This window comes from Pseudomonas sp. OTU750018, assembly GCF_011636575.1.
Taxonomy (GTDB): Bacteria; Pseudomonadota; Gammaproteobacteria; order Pseudomonadales; family Pseudomonadaceae; genus Aquipseudomonas; species Aquipseudomonas peli.
This window is the reverse complement of the sequence record NZ_JAAPAU010000001.1, coordinates 486,128-505,022: the sequence shown is the minus strand read 5'-3', so window position 1 is coordinate 505,022 and position 18,895 is coordinate 486,128. Positions and strand designations below refer to the sequence as shown.

Genomic DNA, 18,895 nt, shown 5'->3' with positions numbered 1-18,895 from the left:
TTGATCGCCGTTGGCAACGTCGCGAACAGCGTTGCGAATTTGCCAGCGGGCTGGTCGACGCTATCATGGCGGCCGATTAAAAAAGCGGTCACCAATGACAGGGCAATCCATGACAGAACAACCTAGCACCCTCTATGCCAAGCTGCTTGGTGAAACTGCAGCTATTACCTGGCAGGAGCTGCAACCTTTCTTCGCCCGTGGCGCCTTGCTGCTGGTCGACGGCACTCAGGATCTGATCGAAGTGGCGCAGGCTGTGGCGCAGAACGATCAGGAAAAAGTCGCCGCCTGGCTGGCCGCAGGTATCTTGAGTAAGGCTGACGACAGCCGCGCCGAAGACCTGCTAACCCGCGATCCAGAGCTGTGGGCGGTGGTAGTGGCGCCCTGGGTGCTGGCGCAGGAACGCATTGAGCGCACGCCGCTGCACTGATCTGGCGCGCATATCACGCTTTATCCAGAGCAACTATGCTGGCAGCACCATGGACTGATTTCAGGAGCTGCCAGCATGTTTGAACCCGGACATTTGCATCGCGCCAATACCGTGGCCACGACTGAGGCGCCGCTGTTTAGTGTCGACTTGCATTACGAAGTACGCCAGGACCCGACCGAGGGCCCGATGTTGCACATGCGCATGCATGGTCAGGTGGAGGGTAAAGCGTTTGAGGAAATCTTCGAACTGCACCGCGATACCGCCTTCAACTTCGCCAGCGTGGCCACGCGCCTGGCGCACAAGCATGGCTTGCCGACCAACAGCAGCCTGATCATGCGCAGCCACGCCGAGTACGACCTGATGTTCGAAGACATCCGCGCCAAGCTCGGCGCGCATAGCGGTGAGCCGGTCAACCTCGATCATCTGGAAAAAGACGGCCTGTAGGTCGCTGCTCGGGCGTTGACTGGCGGGACAGGTTCCGCAGTCACTAGGTTAAGATGGCGACCATCAATGAGTCGGAGTCTGCCTATGTCCACCTCCCTTCCTGCTTTGGCATTTGCTGGTATTGGCCTGATGGGCCTGCCTATGACCCAGCGCTTGTTGGCCGCTGGTTATCCGCTGAGCGTGTGGAACCGTTCCCCTGATAAGTGCGCGCCACTGCAAGCGTTTGGGGCACAGGTGATGACCAGTCCGGCGCAACTCTGTGCTCGGGCCGATATCGTCATGCTTTGCCTGGCTGATACTGAGGTGGTGCGCGAGGTGGTGTTTGGCCCTGGCGGCCTTGCGGAAATGGCCAAGCCCGGACAGGTGTTGGTGGACTTCTCTAGTCTGGAACCGGCCGCCACCCGTGAGATGGCAGCTGAGTTGCACGCCCGTTGCGGCATGCACTGGGTCGATGCGCCCGTGTCTGGCGGTACGCCGGGTGCGGCCAATGGCACGCTGGCAATCATGGCCGGAGGGCGGGTTGAGGACATTGAACGCGTTAGGCCGATTCTCGCGCACCTGGGGCAACGCCTGACGCGCATGGGCGATGTCGGTGCGGGCCAGGTAACCAAGGTGTGCAACCAGATGATCGTCGCCTGTAACGCGTTGGTGATCGCCGAAGTAGTGGCCCTGGCCGAGCAGGCAGGGGTTGATGCCAGCTTGATTGCACCGGCGCTGGCCGGCGGTTTTGCCGATTCCAAACCGCTGCAGATTCTCGCGCCGCAGATGGCCGAGAGTCAGTTCGAGCCGGTTAAATGGCATGTGCGCACTTTGCTCAAGGATCTCGACACGGCGGTCAAACTGTCGCAGCAGGTCGGCTCGGCTACACCGCTCAGCGGTCTGGCCGCGCAGCTGATGCGCCAACACGGCAGCCAGGGCAATCTGGAGCGTGACCCGGCGACGCTGGTGCAGCTGTACCGAGGGCCACAGTCATGAAGATCGCGGCCAACCTGTCGCTGCTGTTTACTGAGCTGCCGCTTATCGAACGAGTGGTGGCTGCCTCTGCAGCAGGCTTTGATGGCGTGGAAATCCAGTTTCCCTATGAGTTACCGGCTATTCGCCTGAAAGAGGCGTTGGAGGCTGCGGGCATGCCGCTGCGGCTGATCAACCTGCCCGCCGGTGACCTGATGAGCGGCGGCCCCGGCTTGACCGCTGTGCCTTCGCGACAGGCCGAATTTGATGCCGCGTTGCAGCAGGCCTTGAGCTACGCCGCGATGGTGCGTCCGGCGTTGGTCAATGTATTGCCGGGTCGCCTGGCTGAGGGCGTTGAGCCTGAGCAGGCGTTGGCCTGTTTGATCGCCAACCTGCGCAAGACCGCCGAAGCTTTTCAGCTATTGGGCATTGGCGTGGTGGTAGAAGCGATCAACCCGCTGGATATGCCCGGCTTTCTGATCAACACCCCGGCGCAACTGGATGAGTTGCTCAAGGCTGTGGGCCATCCCAACCTGGCGGCGCAGTATGACCTTTACCATATGGCGCGGCAGGGCCTGGATATAAAGGCTGGCATCGCGTTGTTGGCAGGGCGTATCGGCCATGTGCAGTTTGCCGATTACCCCGGTCGTGGCGCGCCTGGCACAGGCGAGTTGCAGTTCGCGCCGCTGCTGACGGCTTTGCGTGGCAGTGGTTATCAGGGCTGGCTGGCAGCTGAGTATCGACCGGGAGAGGCGGGCACCCAGGCCAGTCTGGGCTGGCTGAGTGAATGGCGAGCAATGCTTGCCTGAATGATGCGCCTGTTTTTCGCAGCGACGGCAGCGAAAAACAGGCGCTTCGGCCTTACTCTTGCGGACCTTCTTGGTACTTGTTGAGCGAGATAACCCGAGTCTTGCCGATGCGGTGACGGTAGATCTCGCGCAGGTACTTGATCGCCTTTTTCACGCTTTCACGGGACAGGCGGATATCGTTGATCGAGACAAACTTGTCCTGGTCGTGGATCAGCTCGCGGTACTTCTTCTCATACATCGGCTTGATCGCGTACCAGTTGGTGTCGAGGATTTTCGCCGGGTTCTCGTACTCGTTAAGCATGGCGTCGACCCGCACTTCGTCGAACTCCTCGCTCATGATGAAATCGAGAATGGCGTTGTCCAGGCTTTCATCGAAACGATGCGGGTCGCGGGCGAAGCAGCGCTTGATAAAGGCCACGATCAGCGTCAGGAAGTCGTCCGACAGGCAAGGACTCTTGGCGATCAAGGTGGTCAGCGACAGGTTGGCCGACGCGCCGATGACCAATGCATAGCGCTTCAATGTGGTGTTAGGGAACAAGCTATTGAGGTGGGTCTTCAGCCGGTTCAGGTCCATGTAGGACAGCTTGTAGTCTTTCGGCAGTGAAACGATCGACACCACGGAGGAGCAGTTCTTGAAGAAATGCAGGTCGCTGAGTTTGGCGGCGTTGTAATCGGACTTCTTGTACTCATCCAGCGCTTCGCGATACCGCTTGGACTCGATCGGCAGCAGGCTGATGCCCTCAATGGCCTGGGTGACCTTGTTGAAGTGCGGCAGGTCGATGGAGCGGAAGAACAGGTCGTCGATATTCAGGCGTGACGGTTCTTTGTCCAGTACGCGGAATTTGTCCAGTGCGGCGGTGCTTTGTTCAGGCACCACTGATTCGGCATACGCCACCGCCACAGGGCCGGCCAAGCTCATAAACAGGTCGTTGGCATCCAGACGAATGGTTTCGCCGATGTCGATGCCCGCGCGGCGGAAGTAGTTCTGGTCGTAGTCGGTGGTCACCGCCTGGGCGGTGAGGATGTTGAAGATTTGCTGCGAGATGTACTGGTTGGCGTGACGCTCCATGGCGTTGACGTCGATGTTCTGGATATTGCCGTCATCACTTTCCTCGGCGTAGCGCATGATGTCGTTGGAGATCAGCATCATCGCGTTCCAGGGGCGGATGCGGCGCATCACGCTTTCTTCGCTGTTCTCTTCATTGTCGAAGTTGTAGGAGAAGTCCCACTCCTCGGCGAGGTACTTGCACAGCAGGCGACCGGCGTTAATGTGCAGGGCTTCGGACATCTCGCTGCGTTGGTCGGAGATGTTCGGCAGGATGCAGATGCCGCTGGTGAAGATCGGCTCGAAGACAAAGCTGTGGTCGCGGTTTTCCGGGGTTTCGTCGAAGCTCTTGGTGTCGAAGGTCTTGCTCATGTAGGCGAATTGCTGGGCCAGGCCAAACTCTGAGGCCATGCCCGAACCGGTGCCGCCGCCGGCGCTGAAAATGTAGAAGTACAGGCGCGACTGGTTGGCCTTGATGCCGCAAGAGTCGATCAGGTAGCTGTGAATAAACTTCCAGTCTTCATTGGTAAAGCGCTGGGTATCTTTGTTGAGGATGATCTTGGCCAGGTACTGCCCGAGGATCGGCGCGTTACCGGCGCCGCCGGCATGCACCTCAGAGAGGTCCATGATCTTCATCTTGCTGTAGTCGCTGAGGAAACCGCTGGTTTCGCCCTTGCGCGAGAAGCGGATGCGCCCCTCGATGTCCTTGTCCAGATCGCCGAGCATGACCAGTGGCTCGATCAGAAATACTGGCTTGCTGTCCTTGCTCGGTGCCCGCAGCAGGTTGCTGCGAATCCAGCGGGTCGGGCGGAAGTCCTGTTCGGCAACGGTTTTTTCTTCGCTTTTGAATTCGCTCAGGTAGAACTGCCGAGCGTTGTAGACCAATGAGGCGACATCTAGGGCGATGTTCGAGCCGCAGCGGCCAAGGCCAATCAGGCACACCGATGGGAAATGCTGTACCCGTCGGTCGTTCTCTTCGTCATGTGGCGCTGGAGGAAAGACCAGGCTGCGCAGGCCGTCGAGGTTGTCGAGGATGCGATCAATGTCGCGCTCGGTGAAATACATGTATTGCTCACCGCTGCTGTCGATGCGCACCGGTACCAGCGGTGCGGGGGGCGGCAACGGTTCAAGCGGGGCCAGCAGCGTATCAGCCAAGCCTGCCAGTGTGGCTTCGGTCGCAGGTGGGGTCACAGCGTCTTTTTTTGTTTTCATTTGGAGACAGTCCGGCGGCTAACGAGGGTGGAGCGGCAAATGGCCACATTTCGCTCAACAGGCTTGTTTGTAGCATGAAAAATGGAAAATCTCGCGGTTTCACATGGTTTTACTTAGGCATATTCGGAGTTTTTCCGATGCGCTTTGTGACCTGGGTGCTTGCTCGGGCGCCCATTACCCGGCATACACACCACAAATAGTCACAGACAGCATAGTCGCAAGGCTCTAGATTGCGCCTTCACGTGCTGGATACAGCGGTTGGCCAAGCGTCACCGACTTGCTTCAATAACAACAATAGAGATGGATTCCATGCAGCAGCAGTCCCTTCAAGCGACGAATGCCTGGCGCATTCTGTTCCTGCTTTTTCTCGCCAACCTGTTCAACTTCTTCGACCGCACCATTCCGGCGATCATTATTGAGCCCATCCGCATGGAGTGGAATCTCAGTGACTTGCAGCTAGGCTTGATCGGTACCGCCTTTACCATCGTCTATGCGATTGCCGGCATCCCGCTTGGGCGCATGGCCGATACCGGTGCGCGGCGCAAGATCATGGGGTGGGGCTTGGCGGTCTGGAGTGGCCTGACGGCGGTCAACGGTCTGGCCTGGAACTTCTGGAGCTTCCTGCTGATTCGCATGGGCGTCGGCATTGGTGAGGCCAGTTATGCACCGGCGGCCAACTCGCTGATCGGCGATCTGTTCCCAGCGCACAAACGTGCGCGGGCCATGGGCATCTTTATGCTCGGCCTGCCCATTGGCCTGTTGCTGGCGTTTTTCACCATTGGTGCGATGGTCAAAGCGTTCGACAGCTGGCGCGCCCCCTTCTTTATCGCCGCTGTGCCGGGACTGATCCTCGCGCTGTTTATGTTCTTTATTAGAGAACCCAAGCGCGGCGCGGCCGAACTGGTGCAATCGCGCACCACGCCGGTGGAAAAACCCCTGCGCAAGGTCATGGCGATCCGCACCTTCTGGTGGCTGGTGATGGCTGGCCTGGCCTTCAACTTCGCCACCTATGCCTGCAACTCGTTCATGGTGCCGATGCTACAACGCTACTTCCTGATGCCGCTGGAGCAGGCCGCGATGGCCACCGGGGTAATCGTTGGGTTAACCGGCTTGGTCGGTCTGACCCTGGGCGGCTGGCTGGCAGACAAGATTCACCAGCGCTGGCAGACCGGGCGGCTGCTGTTTGCCGCACTGAGCATGTTGATTGCCTCTGTCGCCACGGGCTACGCCCTGCTGGCCGGGCAAATTGAGATCGCTGTGTTCGTGGCGCTGTTCAGCATTGGCTGGCTGTTTGCCTACAACTTCTACACCTGTGTTTACACCGCGATTCAGGATGTGATCGAGCCCCGTCTGCGTGCCACTGCCATGGCGCTGTTCTTCGCCGGCCTGTATTTGCTTGGTGGCGGCCTTGGCCCATTGGCCGTGGGCATGCTGTCGGATCACTACTCCCATGCAGCTATGCTCGCCGCTGGGGCCAGTGAAATGAACGAAACCTTCAAGGCGGTAGGCCTGCATAACGCCATGTATCTGATTCCCGTGGCCTTGATGCTGACCATGGTGGCGCTGTTGCAAGCCTCGCGCTGTTTCGTCGCCGATGCGGCCAAGATGCAGCAGGGTATGACTGAGGCGGTGCCTGCCTGACCCAAAAAACAAAAGGCCCGCATCTGCGGGCCTTTTGTTTTCTCGGCGAAATTAACCGGCAACCAAGACGCGTATGGCTTCCAGGCGCAACGCCGCCTTGTCGAGCATGGCCAGGCCTTGCTCGCGCAGCTGGCGCAGGGCGTTGAGTTCGCTGTCACGTACGCTCGGGTTGACCGCTTGCAGGGCGATCAGGCGAGCCAGCTCTTCATCGGTTTCAGCGGCCAGGCGGCGCTTGGCTTCGTCGACGCGCTCGCTATGGCGTGGCGCCACCTTGCTTTCGCCGGCGTTGATCAGCGGGTTGAGGCTGTCGCGCTGGGCCTGAACAAACTTGTTGGCGCTGGCGCGCGGCACAGGCTCCAGCTGCTCGTTGAGCTTCTCGAAGGATACCTTGCTGGCCAGGTCATTGCCGTTGGCATCGAGCAGGCAGCGCAGGGCGATCGGCGGCAGGTAGCGGCCCAGTTGCAGGGTGCGAGGCGCTACCACTTCGCTGACATAGAGCAGTTCCAGCAGCACGGTGCCGGGTTTCAGTGCCTTGTTCTTGATCAGCGCCACACCGGTGTTGCCCATCGAGCCGGAGCGCACCAGGTCCATGCCGCCTTGCACCATCGGGTGTTCCCAGGTGAGGAACTGCATGTCCTCACGGGCCAGGGCCAGGTCGCGGTCGTAGGTGATGGTCACGCCTTCGTCGTCGCCGAGGGGGAAGCTGGCATCCAGCATTTTCTCGCTGGGACGCAGGATCAGCGCGTTTTCGGAATGGTCTTCACTGTCGATGCCGAAGGCGTCGAACAACTGCTCCATATAGATCGGCAGGGCGAACTGGTCGTCCTGCTCGAGAATCGCTTCAACCAATGCCTCACCTTCGCCAGCACCGCCGGAGTTGAGCTCCAGCAGGCGGTCGCGACCGGCGTGAAGCTCACCTTCCAGGCGAATGCGCTCCGTCTTGGCTTCATCGACCAGGGCCTGCCATTCACCGTCATCGCCGCTTTCCAGCAACGGCAGCAAACGGCTGCCGAACTGGTGCTGCAGGGCGTTACCGGTCGGGCAGGTGGCGAGGAAGGCGTTCAGTGCCTGGTGATACCACTGGAATAGGCGTTCTTGCGGGCTGTTTTCCAGGTAAGGCACATGCAGCTGGATACGGTGCTTCTGACCGATCCGGTCGAGGCGGCCGATGCGCTGCTCAAGCAAGTCCGGGTGAGCCGGCAGGTCGAACAGCACCAGGTGGTGGGCAAACTGGAAGTTACGACCTTCCGAGCCGATTTCCGAGCAGATCAGCACCTGGGCACCGAACTCTTCGTCGGCAAAATAGGCCGCTGCGCGGTCGCGCTCCAGGATGCTCATGCCTTCATGGAACACCGTCGCCGGGATGCCTTTGCGCACGCGCAGGGCGTCTTCCAGGTCCATGGCGGTCTCGGCATGGGCACAGATCACCAGCACCTTGAATTTTTTGAGCATCTTAAGGGTGTCGATCAGCCACTCGACGCGCGGGTCGAATTTCCACCAACGCTGCTCTTCATCGACATCCGGCTGTGCCTGGTAGCTGACTTCCGGGTACAGGTCAGCGTGCTCGCCAATCGGCAGCTCCATGTACTCGTCAGGGCTGGCCAGCGGGTAGGGGTGCACTTCACGGTCCGGAAAACCCTGCACGGCGGCGCGGGTGTTACGGAACAGCAGGCGACCGGTGCCATGGCGATCCAGCAACTCGCGCACCAGGCGCGCCGAGGCTTCGCTGTCCCCGGCATTGACGGCGGCCAGCAGCTCTTCGCCGCCGGCGCCGAGGAAATCGTGAATGGTCTTGTGCGCGGCATCCGACAAGCGCCCCTGGTCGAGCAGTTCCTGCACGGCTTCGGCAATCGGCTTGTAGTGCTCACTCTCGGCGCGGAAGGCGGCCAGATCATGGAAGCGGTTCGGGTCGAGCAGGCGCAGGCGGGCAAAGTGGCTGTCCTGACCGAGCTGTTCCGGGGTCGCGGTGAGCAGCAGCACGCCCGGGATGACTTGAGCCAGCTGTTCGACCAGGGCGTACTCGGGGCTAGCGTGTTCCGGATGCCAAACCAGGTGGTGCGCTTCATCGACCACCATAAGGTCCCAGCCGGCGGCAAACAGCGCGTCCTGGGCCTTTTCGTCCTCGCACAGCCATTCCAGCGCGACCAAGGCCAGCTGGCAGTCTTCAAACGGGTTACTGGCATCGCTTTCGATAAAGCGCTCTTCATCGAATAGGGCAACATCCAGGTTGAAGCGTCGGCGCATTTCCACCAGCCACTGGTGCTGGAGGTTTTCCGGTACCAGGATCAGCACCCGGCTGGCGCGCCCGGAGAGCAGCTGACGGTGAATCACCAGGCCGGCTTCGATGGTCTTGCCCAGGCCCACTTCGTCGGCCAGCAATACGCGCGGGGCGATGCGGTCGGCGACTTCGCGGGCGATGTGCAGCTGGTGCGCAATCGGTTGCGCGCGCACGCCGCCCAGGCCCCAGAGGCTGGATTGCAATTGGCGGCTGGTGTAATCGAGGGTGTGGTAGCGCAGGGCGAACCAGGGCAGCGGGTCGATTTGCCCGGCAAACAGACGATCACTGGCCAGGCGGAACTGGATAAAGTTCGACAACTGGGTTTCCGGCAGGGTAACGCTTTCATGCTGCGCGTTGAGGCCGTGATAGACCAGCAGGCCATCGATGTCGTCGACTTCCTGTACGGTCAGTTTCCAGCCTTCGAAGTGGGTGATTTCATCGCCCGGCGAAAAGCGTACGCGGGTCAACGGCGCATTGCGCAGGGCGTACTGGCGGGTTTCGCCAGTGGCCGGGTAGAGCACGGTAAGCATGCGGCCGTCCTGCATCAGAACGGTTCCCAGCCCCAGCTCCGCTTCGCTGTCACTGATCCAGCGTTGCCCCGGTTCATACTGCGCCATGCTTGTCTCCCGCGTGAAAAAGCCGACTATGTTAACGCAGCGTCGGGCCATGGCCAAAGGCGCATTGCTACGCATCGGGCACTTTGTGTGATTAGGTTGATCAAAAGTGTAGCGAGGCAAGGCTCAAGTCGCGGCTTGGCTGGCCGACAGTCTGACCAAAGGAGGGCTAAATAGATGCTGCCGCCGATCCCCCACAGTCTGGTTCCGGTTACCGTCCAGCAGGATGTGGTCAAGCCGCGCCCGGAAATCCCGCCGGTTACAGCCTCTGCTGAAAGCTCCAAGGAAAGTGGCGTGAGCCTGGATAAACGCCATCCGCAGGAAGCGGAAATGCTGTTGCGCGAAGAGCAGCGCCGTCGCCAGCGCCGTCATGGCTACACCCCGGAAGAACTGGCCGAAGGTGAAGTGGCCGAGGCGGATGAAGCGGTGGTCAGTGAACTGCCACGTCAGGGTTTGTGGGTGGATGTGGAAGTCTGAGCTGGGCACACTAGGTGTTCCGCCTGTTCGAGTTTTGTTCCGTGGATCTATTTGCCGACAGCCCGTTGCAGTTGCCTGATGCTGACTTGCAGTTGCACGCGAGCTGGCTTGATGCAGCCACCGCCGATCATTGGCTGGCCGAGTTGAGTGCGCAGACGCCCTGGCAGCAGCCGCAGGTGCAGATATATGGGCGGCAACTGCTGGTGCCGCGATTGGTGGCTTGGTACGGTGACGACGAGGCCAGTTATCGCTATTCCGGGTTGACCCATCAGCCGTTGCCCTGGACGCCGCTGCTGGCGCAGATTCGTGCGCAGGTGGAGCGGGCAGTGGGGCAACCACTGAATGGCGTGTTGCTCAATTATTACCGTGATGGGCAGGACTCCATGGGCTGGCACAGTGATGATGAGGCCGAGTTGGGTGCCAACCCGCTAATCGCCTCGCTGAATCTGGGTGGCACCCGGCGCTTTGATCTGCGCCGTAAAGGGCAGAGCTGCATTGAGCACTCATTGCCGCTGCAGCATGGTTCGCTGCTGGTCATGCGCGGGCCAACCCAGCATCATTGGCAGCATCAAGTGGCGAAGACGCGCAGCGCCTGCGCGCCACGTCTTAACCTGACCTTTCGTTTGATCAAGCCGAGACCATGAGCAAAGACGACAAGCTGATTGATTTCGCCGCTGAGCGCGACAAGCGCATCCATGACCTGCGCGACAAGAAACTCAATGAAATGCGCGATGCCTTCGAACAGGCCCTGCCGCTGCCCAAAGGCAAGAAAAAGCCCAAGGGCAAACCGAAAAAGCCTTGAGGCGGCTCCTTCACAGGCTGATTTGTTGATCTGGATCAGCTAAGTACAGCCTCATCCTGTCAGTGCTCGCCGCTTGTTGATCTGGATCAATAGCGCCCCAGCAGCCCCTGTTAATTTGAAGCCATACCCACACAGGCTTCATAGCAGGAGGCAACCATGTTTATCGATGTCGTAGTTCTCGCCGGTATCGGCACCGTCGGTCTGATGGTCGCCTTCTTCGCCGGTGTCGGTTATTTCATCTGGCAGGATTCGCACAAGCGCAAGCAGGGCTGATTCTGCTGTCAGGGGCACGCAAGGCAATTTGGGCGACTTCGGTCGCCCTTTTTTATGGCTGTTTCTCAACGCCAGTTAACAGGGCTTATATTTTATTGCAGGCATTCGCTTGTATGGCTATTTCGCTCAGTAGCGACGATAGGCAGCGTTAATGTGACAGTTACGCCAGTCGTGGTGGAGTGCCAGAGAACTTCAGCGCCTATTGAAGCAGCGCGACGCTGTTGATTCTTAAGCCCTTTACCGTTAATTAGCGCGGACTGTTCTGCGCTAAAACCCTGGCCGTTATCTATGATGATGACTCTGACATGAGTCGAATCAGAAGATGTGGTGATGCGAATTTCCGTGGCATTGGTGTGTTTGATAATGTTGGAGAATGTCTCTTGAAGAATGCGCAAGATATGCAGCGCATTGCGCGGGTCAAGCCAGTCAAGTGCGGGAACATTTTTAATATCCCAGCGCAAGCGAATCCCGGCACTTTCCAGTCGCGGTGTTAAGCGGAATCTTAATGTGGCCATCAACAGTAATAAGTCGGCCTCTACGGGTTCCATCGAGTCAATAGTCAGTTTCAGGTCTTCAATGCAGTTTTTCAGGACGTCGGTCAGTGAAGATGCATCAAGATGACCTTTTTCAGCCTCAAGCAATGCAATGATCAGTGATGAGCCCATGCCGTCGTGCATATCTTGCATGAGACGTTGGCGTTCTTTGCTGAGTGTCTGGCGATGTTCTATTACGCGTAGGCGTTGATGGCTTTTCTTTAACTCATCTTCGCGCTCTTGTAGGCGAGAGGCCAAACTGGCATTGGTAATTTTGACGGTGTCATTGGCCTTGAGAAAACGTCGAAAAATAATATGCATTACAATCAGGAAGGCGCCAATATTGCTGTAAGGCCCCAAGTAAATAGATTCGATGCTTAAATAGTTATTTTGCAGTAGCCAGTCATGGCAGCCCAGCAACATGCCGGCTATTGCCCAGCCGCTTAACAGCAAACCATCATTGCAGCGTGCCTGCCATGACTGATAGGCGCCAACGCCGGCCACTAAAGAGCCTGTAATAATTAGCGCGCAGTAGATCAGTGGTGACAGGGCATAGGCATTCAGTAGCCCGGACAGCAGCGGCAGCGTAAGCGCGCCGGCCAAAAGCGTAACCAGGGTTACAAGCGTACTCAGCCATCCGGTTGGGCGATGGTGTAGGCTGCGTAGGAAGAAGTGAGTAACCAGTACCATCCAGAACAGCGCGTTGATTGTTAGCCAGCTGAACCAGGGCTCCGGTATGGGCAGTTCAGTTTCACCCACGTAATAGTGCAGGGTGCGAATAAATGAGGCTGTTGAAATAAAGAAAAACAGCAAGTTCGAGTATTCCTGGCGCGATTTGCACCAGACAAAAAATGAGAATAAGCCGACGGCTAAGAATACCACGCTGCTGGTATACGGCAGCTGAACCTGTAGCAAATAGCGAATTCGGTAGCGCCAGTTCAGGCTGCTGCTTTCTTGAACCCATATCGATGAAATACCACCGCCCGAATCGCTTGGGCGTTGGATGCGCAAGAGAATAACGCGTGGACGTGGGGTGTTGGCTGTTGCGTTTAAAGAAATACTAAGGGGGATATTCCAGCCATTCCAGTACACACCGCTATGCGACATATAAATAAGCTGGCCGTCTGCGTAGATGGCCAAGTTGCCGTCGGTTTTCCAACGTGGAATGTAAAGTTGTTGTTGTGATTCTGATGCTGAGGCGGGCAGTTGCAGGCGATACCAGGTTTCTATCGTCGGTGTTTTAGCGTTTTCATGCTCGGCTGAAGTGGGCAGCAATTGCCGGGTCAGGGCGTGCGGCAATGTAACCGTGGTCCAATTGTCAGGCAGCAGTTTCTCATCAACCCGTTGGGGGGGGGCGCTAAAACCCTGACTGGGGATGTTTAATAGTTGCGCGCTGGTAATGTGTAAGGATTCTGTTGCAGCCACTGCCGGAATACAGAGCGTTAGCAGTGCAGTTGTCAGCAATACGATCCCTGGCCATTGCTTAAGCACCTAGCAACCCTTGGCTGCGCGCTTCATAGATGGCTTCTGTTTTCGAGCTCACTTCAAGCTTCTTATAAATTCGCCGTACAAAGGTCAGCACCGTATGGCGTGATACGCCCATCAGCCCGGCAATCTCATCCGAATTAAAGCCTTTGGTGATGTACTCCAGCACCTGCTGTTCTCGGGCGGACAAGCGCGCGCGGGCAGCGTTGGCTGCGGTGGGTGCCAGGGGCTGTGTCGTGTCTGGTTGGCGAAAGCGCATGAGGATCTGCCGGGCGATCAGCGGGCTGATCGGGCTGCCGCCTTGGTGCAGGCTGCGGATTTCCGCGGCAATGCTGGCGGTGGTGCTGTCTTTAAGCAGATAGCCCGTTGCGCCGGCCTCAAGCGACTGCATCACATGCATCTCATCGCCAAAGGCGGTGCTGACCATGATGTTGCACTCGGGCCATTTGGCATGGGCGGCACGGATAACATCAATGCCCGAGCCGTCCGGCAGGCCTAGATCAACCAACAGAACATCCGCCGGCGCATGGTCGAGGATGTTTAAGCCTTCAATGCGCGTGCTCAACACGGCCACCAATTGCATATCGGTTGCTGTGGTGAAGGTTTGCCGCAGTGCTTGCTGAAAGGTTACATCGTCCTCAACCAGGATCACTCGAATCGGCATGCTGTCATTTTCGCTGCGCATCTTGATCCTGAATGAGACGAGTTCATTGCTGCGATAGTAGCGCAGCTCTACAGGCGGTATTGCCTTTACGGCTCAAGGCGGCAGCTTTATCTGTAGCTATAAGTGGGGACATACGGTGCGGGTTGCTCTCGCTTAGCATCGGTATACGAGAACGGTGCCTATGGCAGGGCGCCGGTCATCACCGCCCAGGTCAGTGAGTGGTTACGCCAGCAACCCTCCACCAAAACACACTCGGCCCAGACCAGAGGAAGCACCATGTCCATTAAGTTGCGCGCCCGCCAGTTGGGCCAAGGCATGACCGAGTACATCATCATCGTGGCCCTGATCGCGATCTCGGCCATCGTGGTTTACAACCTGTTCGGCAGCACCGTGCGCGAGCAGGTCGGTGACATGGCGGCGGAGTTGGGCGGTGGCGAAGCCACGCAAGCGGCCGCCACAACGGGTGGTGAAGCGCAGACAGCCGCCGGCGCCAAGCACAACCTGAGCAGCTTCAAGCAAGACGAACCCAAGTAATAAGCGCCAGAACTCCCGGTTGTGAGCAGGCACCGGCAGTCGGGACAGGCCATGGTCTTTGGCCTGTTCTTCATCGGCATCGCGCTGATCGGCCTGATCCTGATGTACAACCGCGGCGTACTGACCCGCGACCGCGTGCAGGTCGAGAACGCCGCCGATGCAGCCGCCTATTCGCAAGCCAAGCTGTTTGCCCGCCACCAGAACCTGATCGCCTACACCAACCGCGCCATCGTCGCCAATGAGATGTCGGTTGGTCAGGTGGTGGCGTTGATGTCCTGGTCCAAGCGCTACGCCAACATCCCGCGTTGGGTGAACACCTTTCCGCTCTACCAGATCCCTATCGCACCAGCGCCCAAGCCGACCGTCGGTGATGTGCTGTCCACCATCACGCTGCCCTATCAGGTACTCGGTACGGTCACCGGTACCGTGGCCAAGCCGCTGCTCGGTATTTACCCCGACGTGATCTCCAGCTTCAACCTGGTGATGGGCTTCTTCCAAAAGATCTTTGCGGTTGCCACCCTGGAGGCGCAGTTCACGGCACCGTTAACAATTGTCGATCGCCACGAGATGCCGGGTACCAACGACGACCTGAAAGTCGTCACCCTCAGCCATCTGTTATTGGCGCAGAACTTTATCCTGACGTACTTCGCCAGCGACCTGAATCTGAGCAGCTTGGCCAGCCAGGCAAAAAGTGCCAGCACGGCTGCCGGCGGCAGTGCGACCTCAGCCGATGACTTTGTCGCCGACTTTCTTGGCAGCCTTGCGCCCTCGACCATGCTGGTCAACACCGCGCCGGAAAAGTACGACAACAGCAACGCCCAGAATGCCGACAACAGCGCCGCACGCACGGCAGGCCGCCAGTACGCGGCGATTATGAACAGCAATCGTAACGACTGGCTGGATGCGCGCACCTTCGATGCAACCGTCAGCTTTTCTCCGCCGGAGCTGCCGATTTACCTCGGCTTTATCACCATAAGGTTGGGTTTGGGCGTTGAGGTGGGCGTGTTCAACAATGGCGGCACCGCCTATGTCTATAACCCGAAGAGCACTGCCGCGGGCGGCAAAGGTATCCCGCATTACGGCTGGACGTCTGTCGACTTCAGCTCCATCGGTTTCAAGCTGCAAGTGTCCCTGCAAATTGAAGCCTGCCTGCCGTTTGTAGGCTGCATCGAAATCCTCGACACCGACTTCCCCATTGAAATGGGCTTGCCGCTCAGCGCTGGCACGCACCAGCTGGTGGCCAAGGCTGGCGATCAGTTTTTGATTGGTTCGCAGTGGGGCAGCCCCACGCAAAACACCCCTGCCGGAAACCCGCGACCCTACGGCGAAGCCATGCAAACCGTGCATTCGGCAACCTGGATCTATGGCAATGCACTGGGCGTGTTCGGTGCCAATCAGGCGGAAGACGTCAGCACCGGCTATGGCGGCGCGCCGTCTTTTTTCAGCCTCGGTCGCGACTATCAGGGCCGTGGCACCAGTAACGAATTTACCGTGGCGGTGGCCAAACCACTGGGCAGCCTGCGCACCAGTGACAACCCGGCCAGCCTGGGCCTGGATACCGGCAAGTTTGCCCTCGACACCCAGGGCGTAACCGACAACGCGCTGTCGTCGCTGTGGGGCGGCCCTGACAACATGATGACCATCGCCTCGGCAGAGTCCTATTTCGCCCCGCCGCCCGGCCGGGTGGAAACCCCCAACCAGTTCAGCCCCTTCTGGGATGCTCGCCTGCGCGAGCCGAGCCGCGTGGTGCAAATGATTGCCGCCGGGCAGATCGACCTGATGGCCGTGCTGGGCCTGCAGCCTGGCGCCAGCACCTCGGCCATTGTCGGCGCAGTGCTCGACATCGGCCTGAAAAAACTGATCGAGCCAGGCAAGGATCGGGTCATCGGCAAGCTGCCCTCGGTTATCAGTGGCCCGGTCAAGCCGGTGCTCGACAAGTTCGTCGACACGGTTACCACCTCCGCCAGCGGCGCCGTCTCCGGGCTGGTGAAATGACCGTGGCCACCCATACATCTTCAACCCGCATGCGCGGCCAGGCCATGGCGGAATTCGTGGTCATGGTCGCGGGCGGCGTATTGCTGTTGTTCGTGCTGGTGCCGGTGGTGGCCAAGCTGGCCGACATGGCTTACACCGCCCAGCAGGTGGCGCGCTATGTGGCCTGGGAACGTACCGTTTGGTTCGACATCAACAAGACACCGGGCGAGACCGACGACGGTGATACCGCCCAGCGCGGCAATGAAGCGGTACTGAAAAGTGCAGAAAAGCGCCTGATGTCCTACTCGGCGGCGATCCAGCCTTTCACCGCTGCCGACATCGACGGCAACGTCAGCACCAGCAGCAACCACACGCTATGGCGCTGGACCCACGGCGGCGGGGCCAAGCCGATGACGGCCAGCGGCAGCATGCCGAGCACCTCCAGCTTGAGTGCAGAGGACACGCCGTCCTACAGCTACGACGTTATCGACATTTACAACGACGCCATGGGCGGCGTGATGAAAGTGCTGAGCTTTTTGAAAATCGCCAAGGATGACGACTTTCTGCAAGTCGCCCACGAGACCGAGAACTTCTACAACCCTAACATCGTCATTCCCGTGGCCATGGCCGGCAGCCGCTTAGGCAGCCAGCCGTTGTTTGGCGGCGCCCTGGACAAACAGCTGAACATTCGCGCCCAGTCTGCGGTGCTCGCCGACGGCTGGAACGCCCAGGGCGATGCGCACTTCAAGGAACGTGCCGACGACTTCGCCGTGGGCACCATGCTCAGCAACCCACTGATCGAAGCCATTATCTCGACCATCGGCATCTTTGAACCCTCGTTCAAGGATGTCGAGTTTGACTATGTCGGCATCGAGCCCATCCCCGATAAGCCGGCCAAATGCACCAGCAGCACTGGGTTCTGCTACTTCGAATAAGCCTATGAAAATCATCCCGCTGCTCTTCCTCACCTCGTTACTGGCCGCCAATTGGGCGCAGGCCGAGTGTGATTACGACGATTTCCCGCTGATGCCGGACATGCTGGTTGCCAGTATTGGCAGCAACATTCAGTGGAACCAGACGCCCATGGCCGGGCGCAGTTTTCGCGTGCCTGCCGACCTGGCGGCCGTCAAAGACTTTTACGCCGAGGCCTGGGCCGACGAGGTCGACTTCTCGGCGTTCAACGGCTGGGAGCAGATCCTGCACATTAATCAACAGTGCATGATGATGATTCAGGTAAAGCGCCAGAACGACCGCTACAGCTACGGCCAATTGGTCATCACCAACCCCCCGGCAAACGCTGGCGCGACGCCAGTGCTCGGCGATGGCATGCCGGTGCCGCCCGGCGCCCAGGTGATCAGTGACATGCGCAGCGATGACGACATTCGCCAAGGTCGCATGGTGCTGTTGCTCAATGAAGAAGACATGAACACCACCGCCCAGTGGTACGAAACCGAACTCAAGCAGCAAGGCTGGAGCCTGGAGCAGCGCAGCCAACAGGCCAACGGCGTGGTGCTCAGCTACAGCCGCGAGCGTGAACTGATGACGGTTGGCTTGTTACGCCATCAGGACAAGACCCAAGTGTTGGTCAACCGGATGGATCGCTGATGAAGCCCCAGCGCGGACAATCCATGACCGAGTACCTGGTGGTGCTCGGCGTTACCGGCGCGGCGTTGCTGCTGGCGGGCAACGATGTCGAGCGCCTGTTCGACAACGTGCGCAGCAGCTACAAAACCTACTCCAGCGAGATGAACAAGGTTCAGCTGTACAACAACGAAGCCGTGCGTTTCCTCGACCCCAGCCCGGATGATGGCTTCGATGACGGCCAGCCTGAGTCACCGCCGCCGACCGAGCCGCAACAGCCTGCGAACGACAAACTCGCAGCACTGGACGAGGTGTATGACGCCAACGGCGTTTATGTGGGGCGCCTGGAAAATAAAAAGCTAATCGACAGCGATGGTAAGGAAATTGGCAGGGACGACAGTGTAGAGCTCGCCAAAATCAACCTGGTCGATCTCAATGGCCAGGCTCTGTATCCCGGCTTCAGCACTCGCCAGGTTTACGTCGACAGCACTGGCAAGCCACTGGTGCTGCAAGCACTGGCCAACGCCAGTGGTGAGGTGCTGGGGTTCGCGTACCTGAAGGGCAACAAGTACTACAACGCCTCCACCGGCAGCGCGTTGAGCAAACAACCTCAGGGGCTGACGCCCATCGCTACCCGTGACGTGCTGAAGTACTTCGAGGGTAAAACCTACGTCGCCAGCTACGAGGCCAACGGCCTGGTGTATGAAAGGGGCGATGCGCTGGGTATGGCCAGCAGTGCATTCACCAGTCCGCGCAAAGTAATTGGCGAGCTGGTCAGTCTCTACCTCACCCCTGCGACCGAAGCCGCCTGGAGCAAGCATTCGCTGTGCATCGTGCGCCCCTATGGCTGGGTCGCCGAGCAGGTCAATCCGCTGCCGGCAGCAGGCGCAACCGTGGTCATTGGCTCCAATGTGTACACCCAGTTCAGCGCACCCGACGCCCAAGTCAGCTACGTAGACAGCGCGGCGGACGCCTGCAAGGCACGCTTCTCTGTGCTGCAAACCAAGGACCCTGTTATCGGGACACAGTGGTCGCTGCGGCACAACTGATGCGCACCCGCGAGCCACGCCAGACACGCTGCAAACGCATAGAAAAACCATAAGAGACACCGATTAAACATTGCGCGCTTGCGCTGACTGCACTTTTTGCAC

General features: G+C 59.1%; 18 protein-coding genes. 14 read left to right on the top strand and 4 right to left on the bottom strand.

The genetic code is table 11. The features are described from left to right. Positions 1-109: 109 nt before the first annotated feature. From HCI85_RS02515 to HCI85_RS02500, 4 genes are all read left to right on the top strand, one after another. The gene (locus HCI85_RS02515) at positions 110-427 is read left to right on the top strand and encodes a DUF2288 domain-containing protein (RefSeq protein WP_167141629.1); all 318 of its coding nucleotides are present in this window, start codon (positions 110-112) and stop codon (positions 425-427) included. 75 nt (positions 428-502) lie between these two features. Beyond that, positions 503-871, top strand: a complete 369-nt coding sequence (locus tag HCI85_RS02510) for a DUF5064 family protein (protein ID WP_167141627.1) — start codon at positions 503-505, stop codon at positions 869-871. 84 nt (positions 872-955) lie between these two features. Next, a complete protein-coding gene (locus tag HCI85_RS02505) occupies positions 956-1,846 on the top strand; it encodes an NAD(P)-dependent oxidoreductase (RefSeq protein ID WP_167141625.1) in 891 nt (296 codons plus the stop codon). Then, complete coding sequence (locus HCI85_RS02500) at positions 1,843-2,631, top strand: hydroxypyruvate isomerase family protein (protein WP_167141623.1); 789 nt, start codon at positions 1,843-1,845, stop codon at positions 2,629-2,631. Before HCI85_RS02505 ends, HCI85_RS02500 begins: the two co-directional genes overlap by 4 nt. Before the next feature lie 52 nt (positions 2,632-2,683). Here HCI85_RS02500 and HCI85_RS02495 read toward each other — a convergent pair whose 3' ends face one another. Then, on the bottom strand, positions 2,684-4,888 hold the full coding sequence (locus HCI85_RS02495; RefSeq protein WP_167141620.1) for a hypothetical protein: 2,205 nt from the start codon (positions 4,886-4,888) through the stop codon (positions 2,684-2,686). 309 nt (positions 4,889-5,197) lie between these two features. Here HCI85_RS02495 and HCI85_RS02490 point away from each other — a divergent pair, with 309 nt between their 5' ends. After that, positions 5,198-6,529 carry a spinster family MFS transporter gene (locus HCI85_RS02490; RefSeq protein WP_167141618.1) on the top strand — a complete coding sequence of 444 codons (1,332 nt, stop codon included), beginning with the start codon at positions 5,198-5,200 and terminating at the stop codon, positions 6,527-6,529. A gap of 51 nt (positions 6,530-6,580) precedes the next feature. Here the strand turns inward: HCI85_RS02490 and rapA are convergent, their stop codons facing one another. After that, entirely contained in the window at positions 6,581-9,424 is a 2,844-nt protein-coding gene (gene rapA / locus HCI85_RS02485; protein WP_167141616.1) for an RNA polymerase-associated protein RapA, read from the bottom strand. Between the two features lie 174 nt (positions 9,425-9,598). On the opposite strand from rapA, the gene HCI85_RS02480 reads away from it, so the two are divergent. From HCI85_RS02480 to ccoM, 4 genes are all read left to right on the top strand, one after another. Beyond that, entirely contained in the window at positions 9,599-9,898 is a 300-nt protein-coding gene (locus tag HCI85_RS02480; protein ID WP_090248302.1) for an aspartate-semialdehyde dehydrogenase, read from the top strand. A gap of 41 nt (positions 9,899-9,939) precedes the next feature. Next, the gene (locus HCI85_RS02475; protein ID WP_167141614.1) at positions 9,940-10,542 is read left to right on the top strand and encodes an alpha-ketoglutarate-dependent dioxygenase AlkB family protein; all 603 of its coding nucleotides are present in this window, start codon (positions 9,940-9,942) and stop codon (positions 10,540-10,542) included. Beyond that, positions 10,539-10,700: a hypothetical protein gene (locus tag HCI85_RS02470; RefSeq protein WP_090248299.1), complete on the top strand. Its 162-nt coding sequence runs from the start codon at positions 10,539-10,541 to the stop codon at positions 10,698-10,700. Before HCI85_RS02475 ends, HCI85_RS02470 begins: the two co-directional genes overlap by 4 nt. A gap of 156 nt (positions 10,701-10,856) precedes the next feature. Beyond that, a complete protein-coding gene (ccoM, locus tag HCI85_RS21150) occupies positions 10,857-10,973 on the top strand; it encodes a cytochrome c oxidase subunit CcoM (RefSeq protein ID WP_275941110.1) in 117 nt (38 codons plus the stop codon). A gap of 92 nt (positions 10,974-11,065) precedes the next feature. Here the strand turns inward: ccoM and HCI85_RS02465 are convergent, their stop codons facing one another. Then, entirely contained in the window at positions 11,066-12,997 is a 1,932-nt protein-coding gene (locus HCI85_RS02465; RefSeq protein ID WP_167141611.1) for a sensor histidine kinase, read from the bottom strand. Further along, entirely contained in the window at positions 12,990-13,676 is a 687-nt protein-coding gene (locus tag HCI85_RS02460; protein WP_167141609.1) for a response regulator, read from the bottom strand. The genes HCI85_RS02465 and HCI85_RS02460 overlap by 8 nt, the downstream gene beginning before the upstream one ends. A gap of 255 nt (positions 13,677-13,931) precedes the next feature. On the opposite strand from HCI85_RS02460, the gene HCI85_RS02455 reads away from it, so the two are divergent. The 5 genes from HCI85_RS02455 to HCI85_RS02435 are packed head-to-tail and all read left to right on the top strand — an operon-like array spanning position 13,932 to position 18,793. After that, positions 13,932-14,189: a Flp family type IVb pilin gene (locus tag HCI85_RS02455; RefSeq protein WP_167141607.1), complete on the top strand. Its 258-nt coding sequence runs from the start codon at positions 13,932-13,934 to the stop codon at positions 14,187-14,189. A 51-nt stretch (positions 14,190-14,240) separates the two neighbouring features. After that, the gene (locus HCI85_RS02450; RefSeq protein ID WP_167141605.1) at positions 14,241-16,184 is read left to right on the top strand and encodes a hypothetical protein; all 1,944 of its coding nucleotides are present in this window, start codon (positions 14,241-14,243) and stop codon (positions 16,182-16,184) included. Positions 16,185-16,186: 2 nt separating this feature from the next. Next, positions 16,187-17,098 carry a hypothetical protein gene (locus HCI85_RS02445; RefSeq protein WP_167141603.1) on the top strand — a complete coding sequence of 304 codons (912 nt, stop codon included), beginning with the start codon at positions 16,187-16,189 and terminating at the stop codon, positions 17,096-17,098. A gap of 4 nt (positions 17,099-17,102) precedes the next feature. Continuing rightward, positions 17,103-17,768: a hypothetical protein gene (locus HCI85_RS02440; RefSeq protein WP_167141601.1), complete on the top strand. Its 666-nt coding sequence runs from the start codon at positions 17,103-17,105 to the stop codon at positions 17,766-17,768. Then, a complete protein-coding gene (locus tag HCI85_RS02435; protein ID WP_167141599.1) occupies positions 17,768-18,793 on the top strand; it encodes a hypothetical protein in 1,026 nt (341 codons plus the stop codon). The genes HCI85_RS02440 and HCI85_RS02435 overlap by 1 nt, the downstream gene beginning before the upstream one ends. The last annotated feature ends 102 nt before the right edge of the window (positions 18,794-18,895 follow it).

What these genes read in the sequence shown, in the direction of transcription:
- HCI85_RS02515 (WP_167141629.1), top strand. Translation starts at nt 110, where the DNA reads ATGACAGAACAACCTAGCACCCTCTATGCCAAGCTGCTTGGTGAAACT.
- HCI85_RS02510 (WP_167141627.1), top strand. Translation starts at nt 503, where the DNA reads ATGTTTGAACCCGGACATTTGCATCGCGCCAATACCGTGGCCACGACT.
- HCI85_RS02505 (WP_167141625.1), top strand. Translation starts at nt 956, where the DNA reads ATGTCCACCTCCCTTCCTGCTTTGGCATTTGCTGGTATTGGCCTGATG.
- HCI85_RS02500 (WP_167141623.1), top strand. Translation starts at nt 1,843, where the DNA reads ATGAAGATCGCGGCCAACCTGTCGCTGCTGTTTACTGAGCTGCCGCTT.
- HCI85_RS02495 (WP_167141620.1), bottom strand. Translation starts at nt 4,888, where the DNA reads ATGAAAACAAAAAAAGACGCTGTGACCCCACCTGCGACCGAAGCCACA.
- HCI85_RS02490 (WP_167141618.1), top strand. Translation starts at nt 5,198, where the DNA reads ATGCAGCAGCAGTCCCTTCAAGCGACGAATGCCTGGCGCATTCTGTTC.
- rapA (WP_167141616.1), bottom strand. Translation starts at nt 9,424, where the DNA reads ATGGCGCAGTATGAACCGGGGCAACGCTGGATCAGTGACAGCGAAGCG.
- HCI85_RS02480 (WP_090248302.1), top strand. Translation starts at nt 9,599, where the DNA reads ATGCTGCCGCCGATCCCCCACAGTCTGGTTCCGGTTACCGTCCAGCAG.
- HCI85_RS02470 (WP_090248299.1), top strand. Translation starts at nt 10,539, where the DNA reads ATGAGCAAAGACGACAAGCTGATTGATTTCGCCGCTGAGCGCGACAAG.
- ccoM (WP_275941110.1), top strand. Translation starts at nt 10,857, where the DNA reads ATGTTTATCGATGTCGTAGTTCTCGCCGGTATCGGCACCGTCGGTCTG.
- HCI85_RS02460 (WP_167141609.1), bottom strand. Translation starts at nt 13,676, where the DNA reads ATGCGCAGCGAAAATGACAGCATGCCGATTCGAGTGATCCTGGTTGAG.
- HCI85_RS02455 (WP_167141607.1), top strand. Translation starts at nt 13,932, where the DNA reads ATGTCCATTAAGTTGCGCGCCCGCCAGTTGGGCCAAGGCATGACCGAG.
- HCI85_RS02450 (WP_167141605.1), top strand. Translation starts at nt 14,241, where the DNA reads ATGGTCTTTGGCCTGTTCTTCATCGGCATCGCGCTGATCGGCCTGATC.
- HCI85_RS02440 (WP_167141601.1), top strand. Translation starts at nt 17,103, where the DNA reads ATGAAAATCATCCCGCTGCTCTTCCTCACCTCGTTACTGGCCGCCAAT.
- HCI85_RS02435 (WP_167141599.1), top strand. Translation starts at nt 17,768, where the DNA reads ATGAAGCCCCAGCGCGGACAATCCATGACCGAGTACCTGGTGGTGCTC.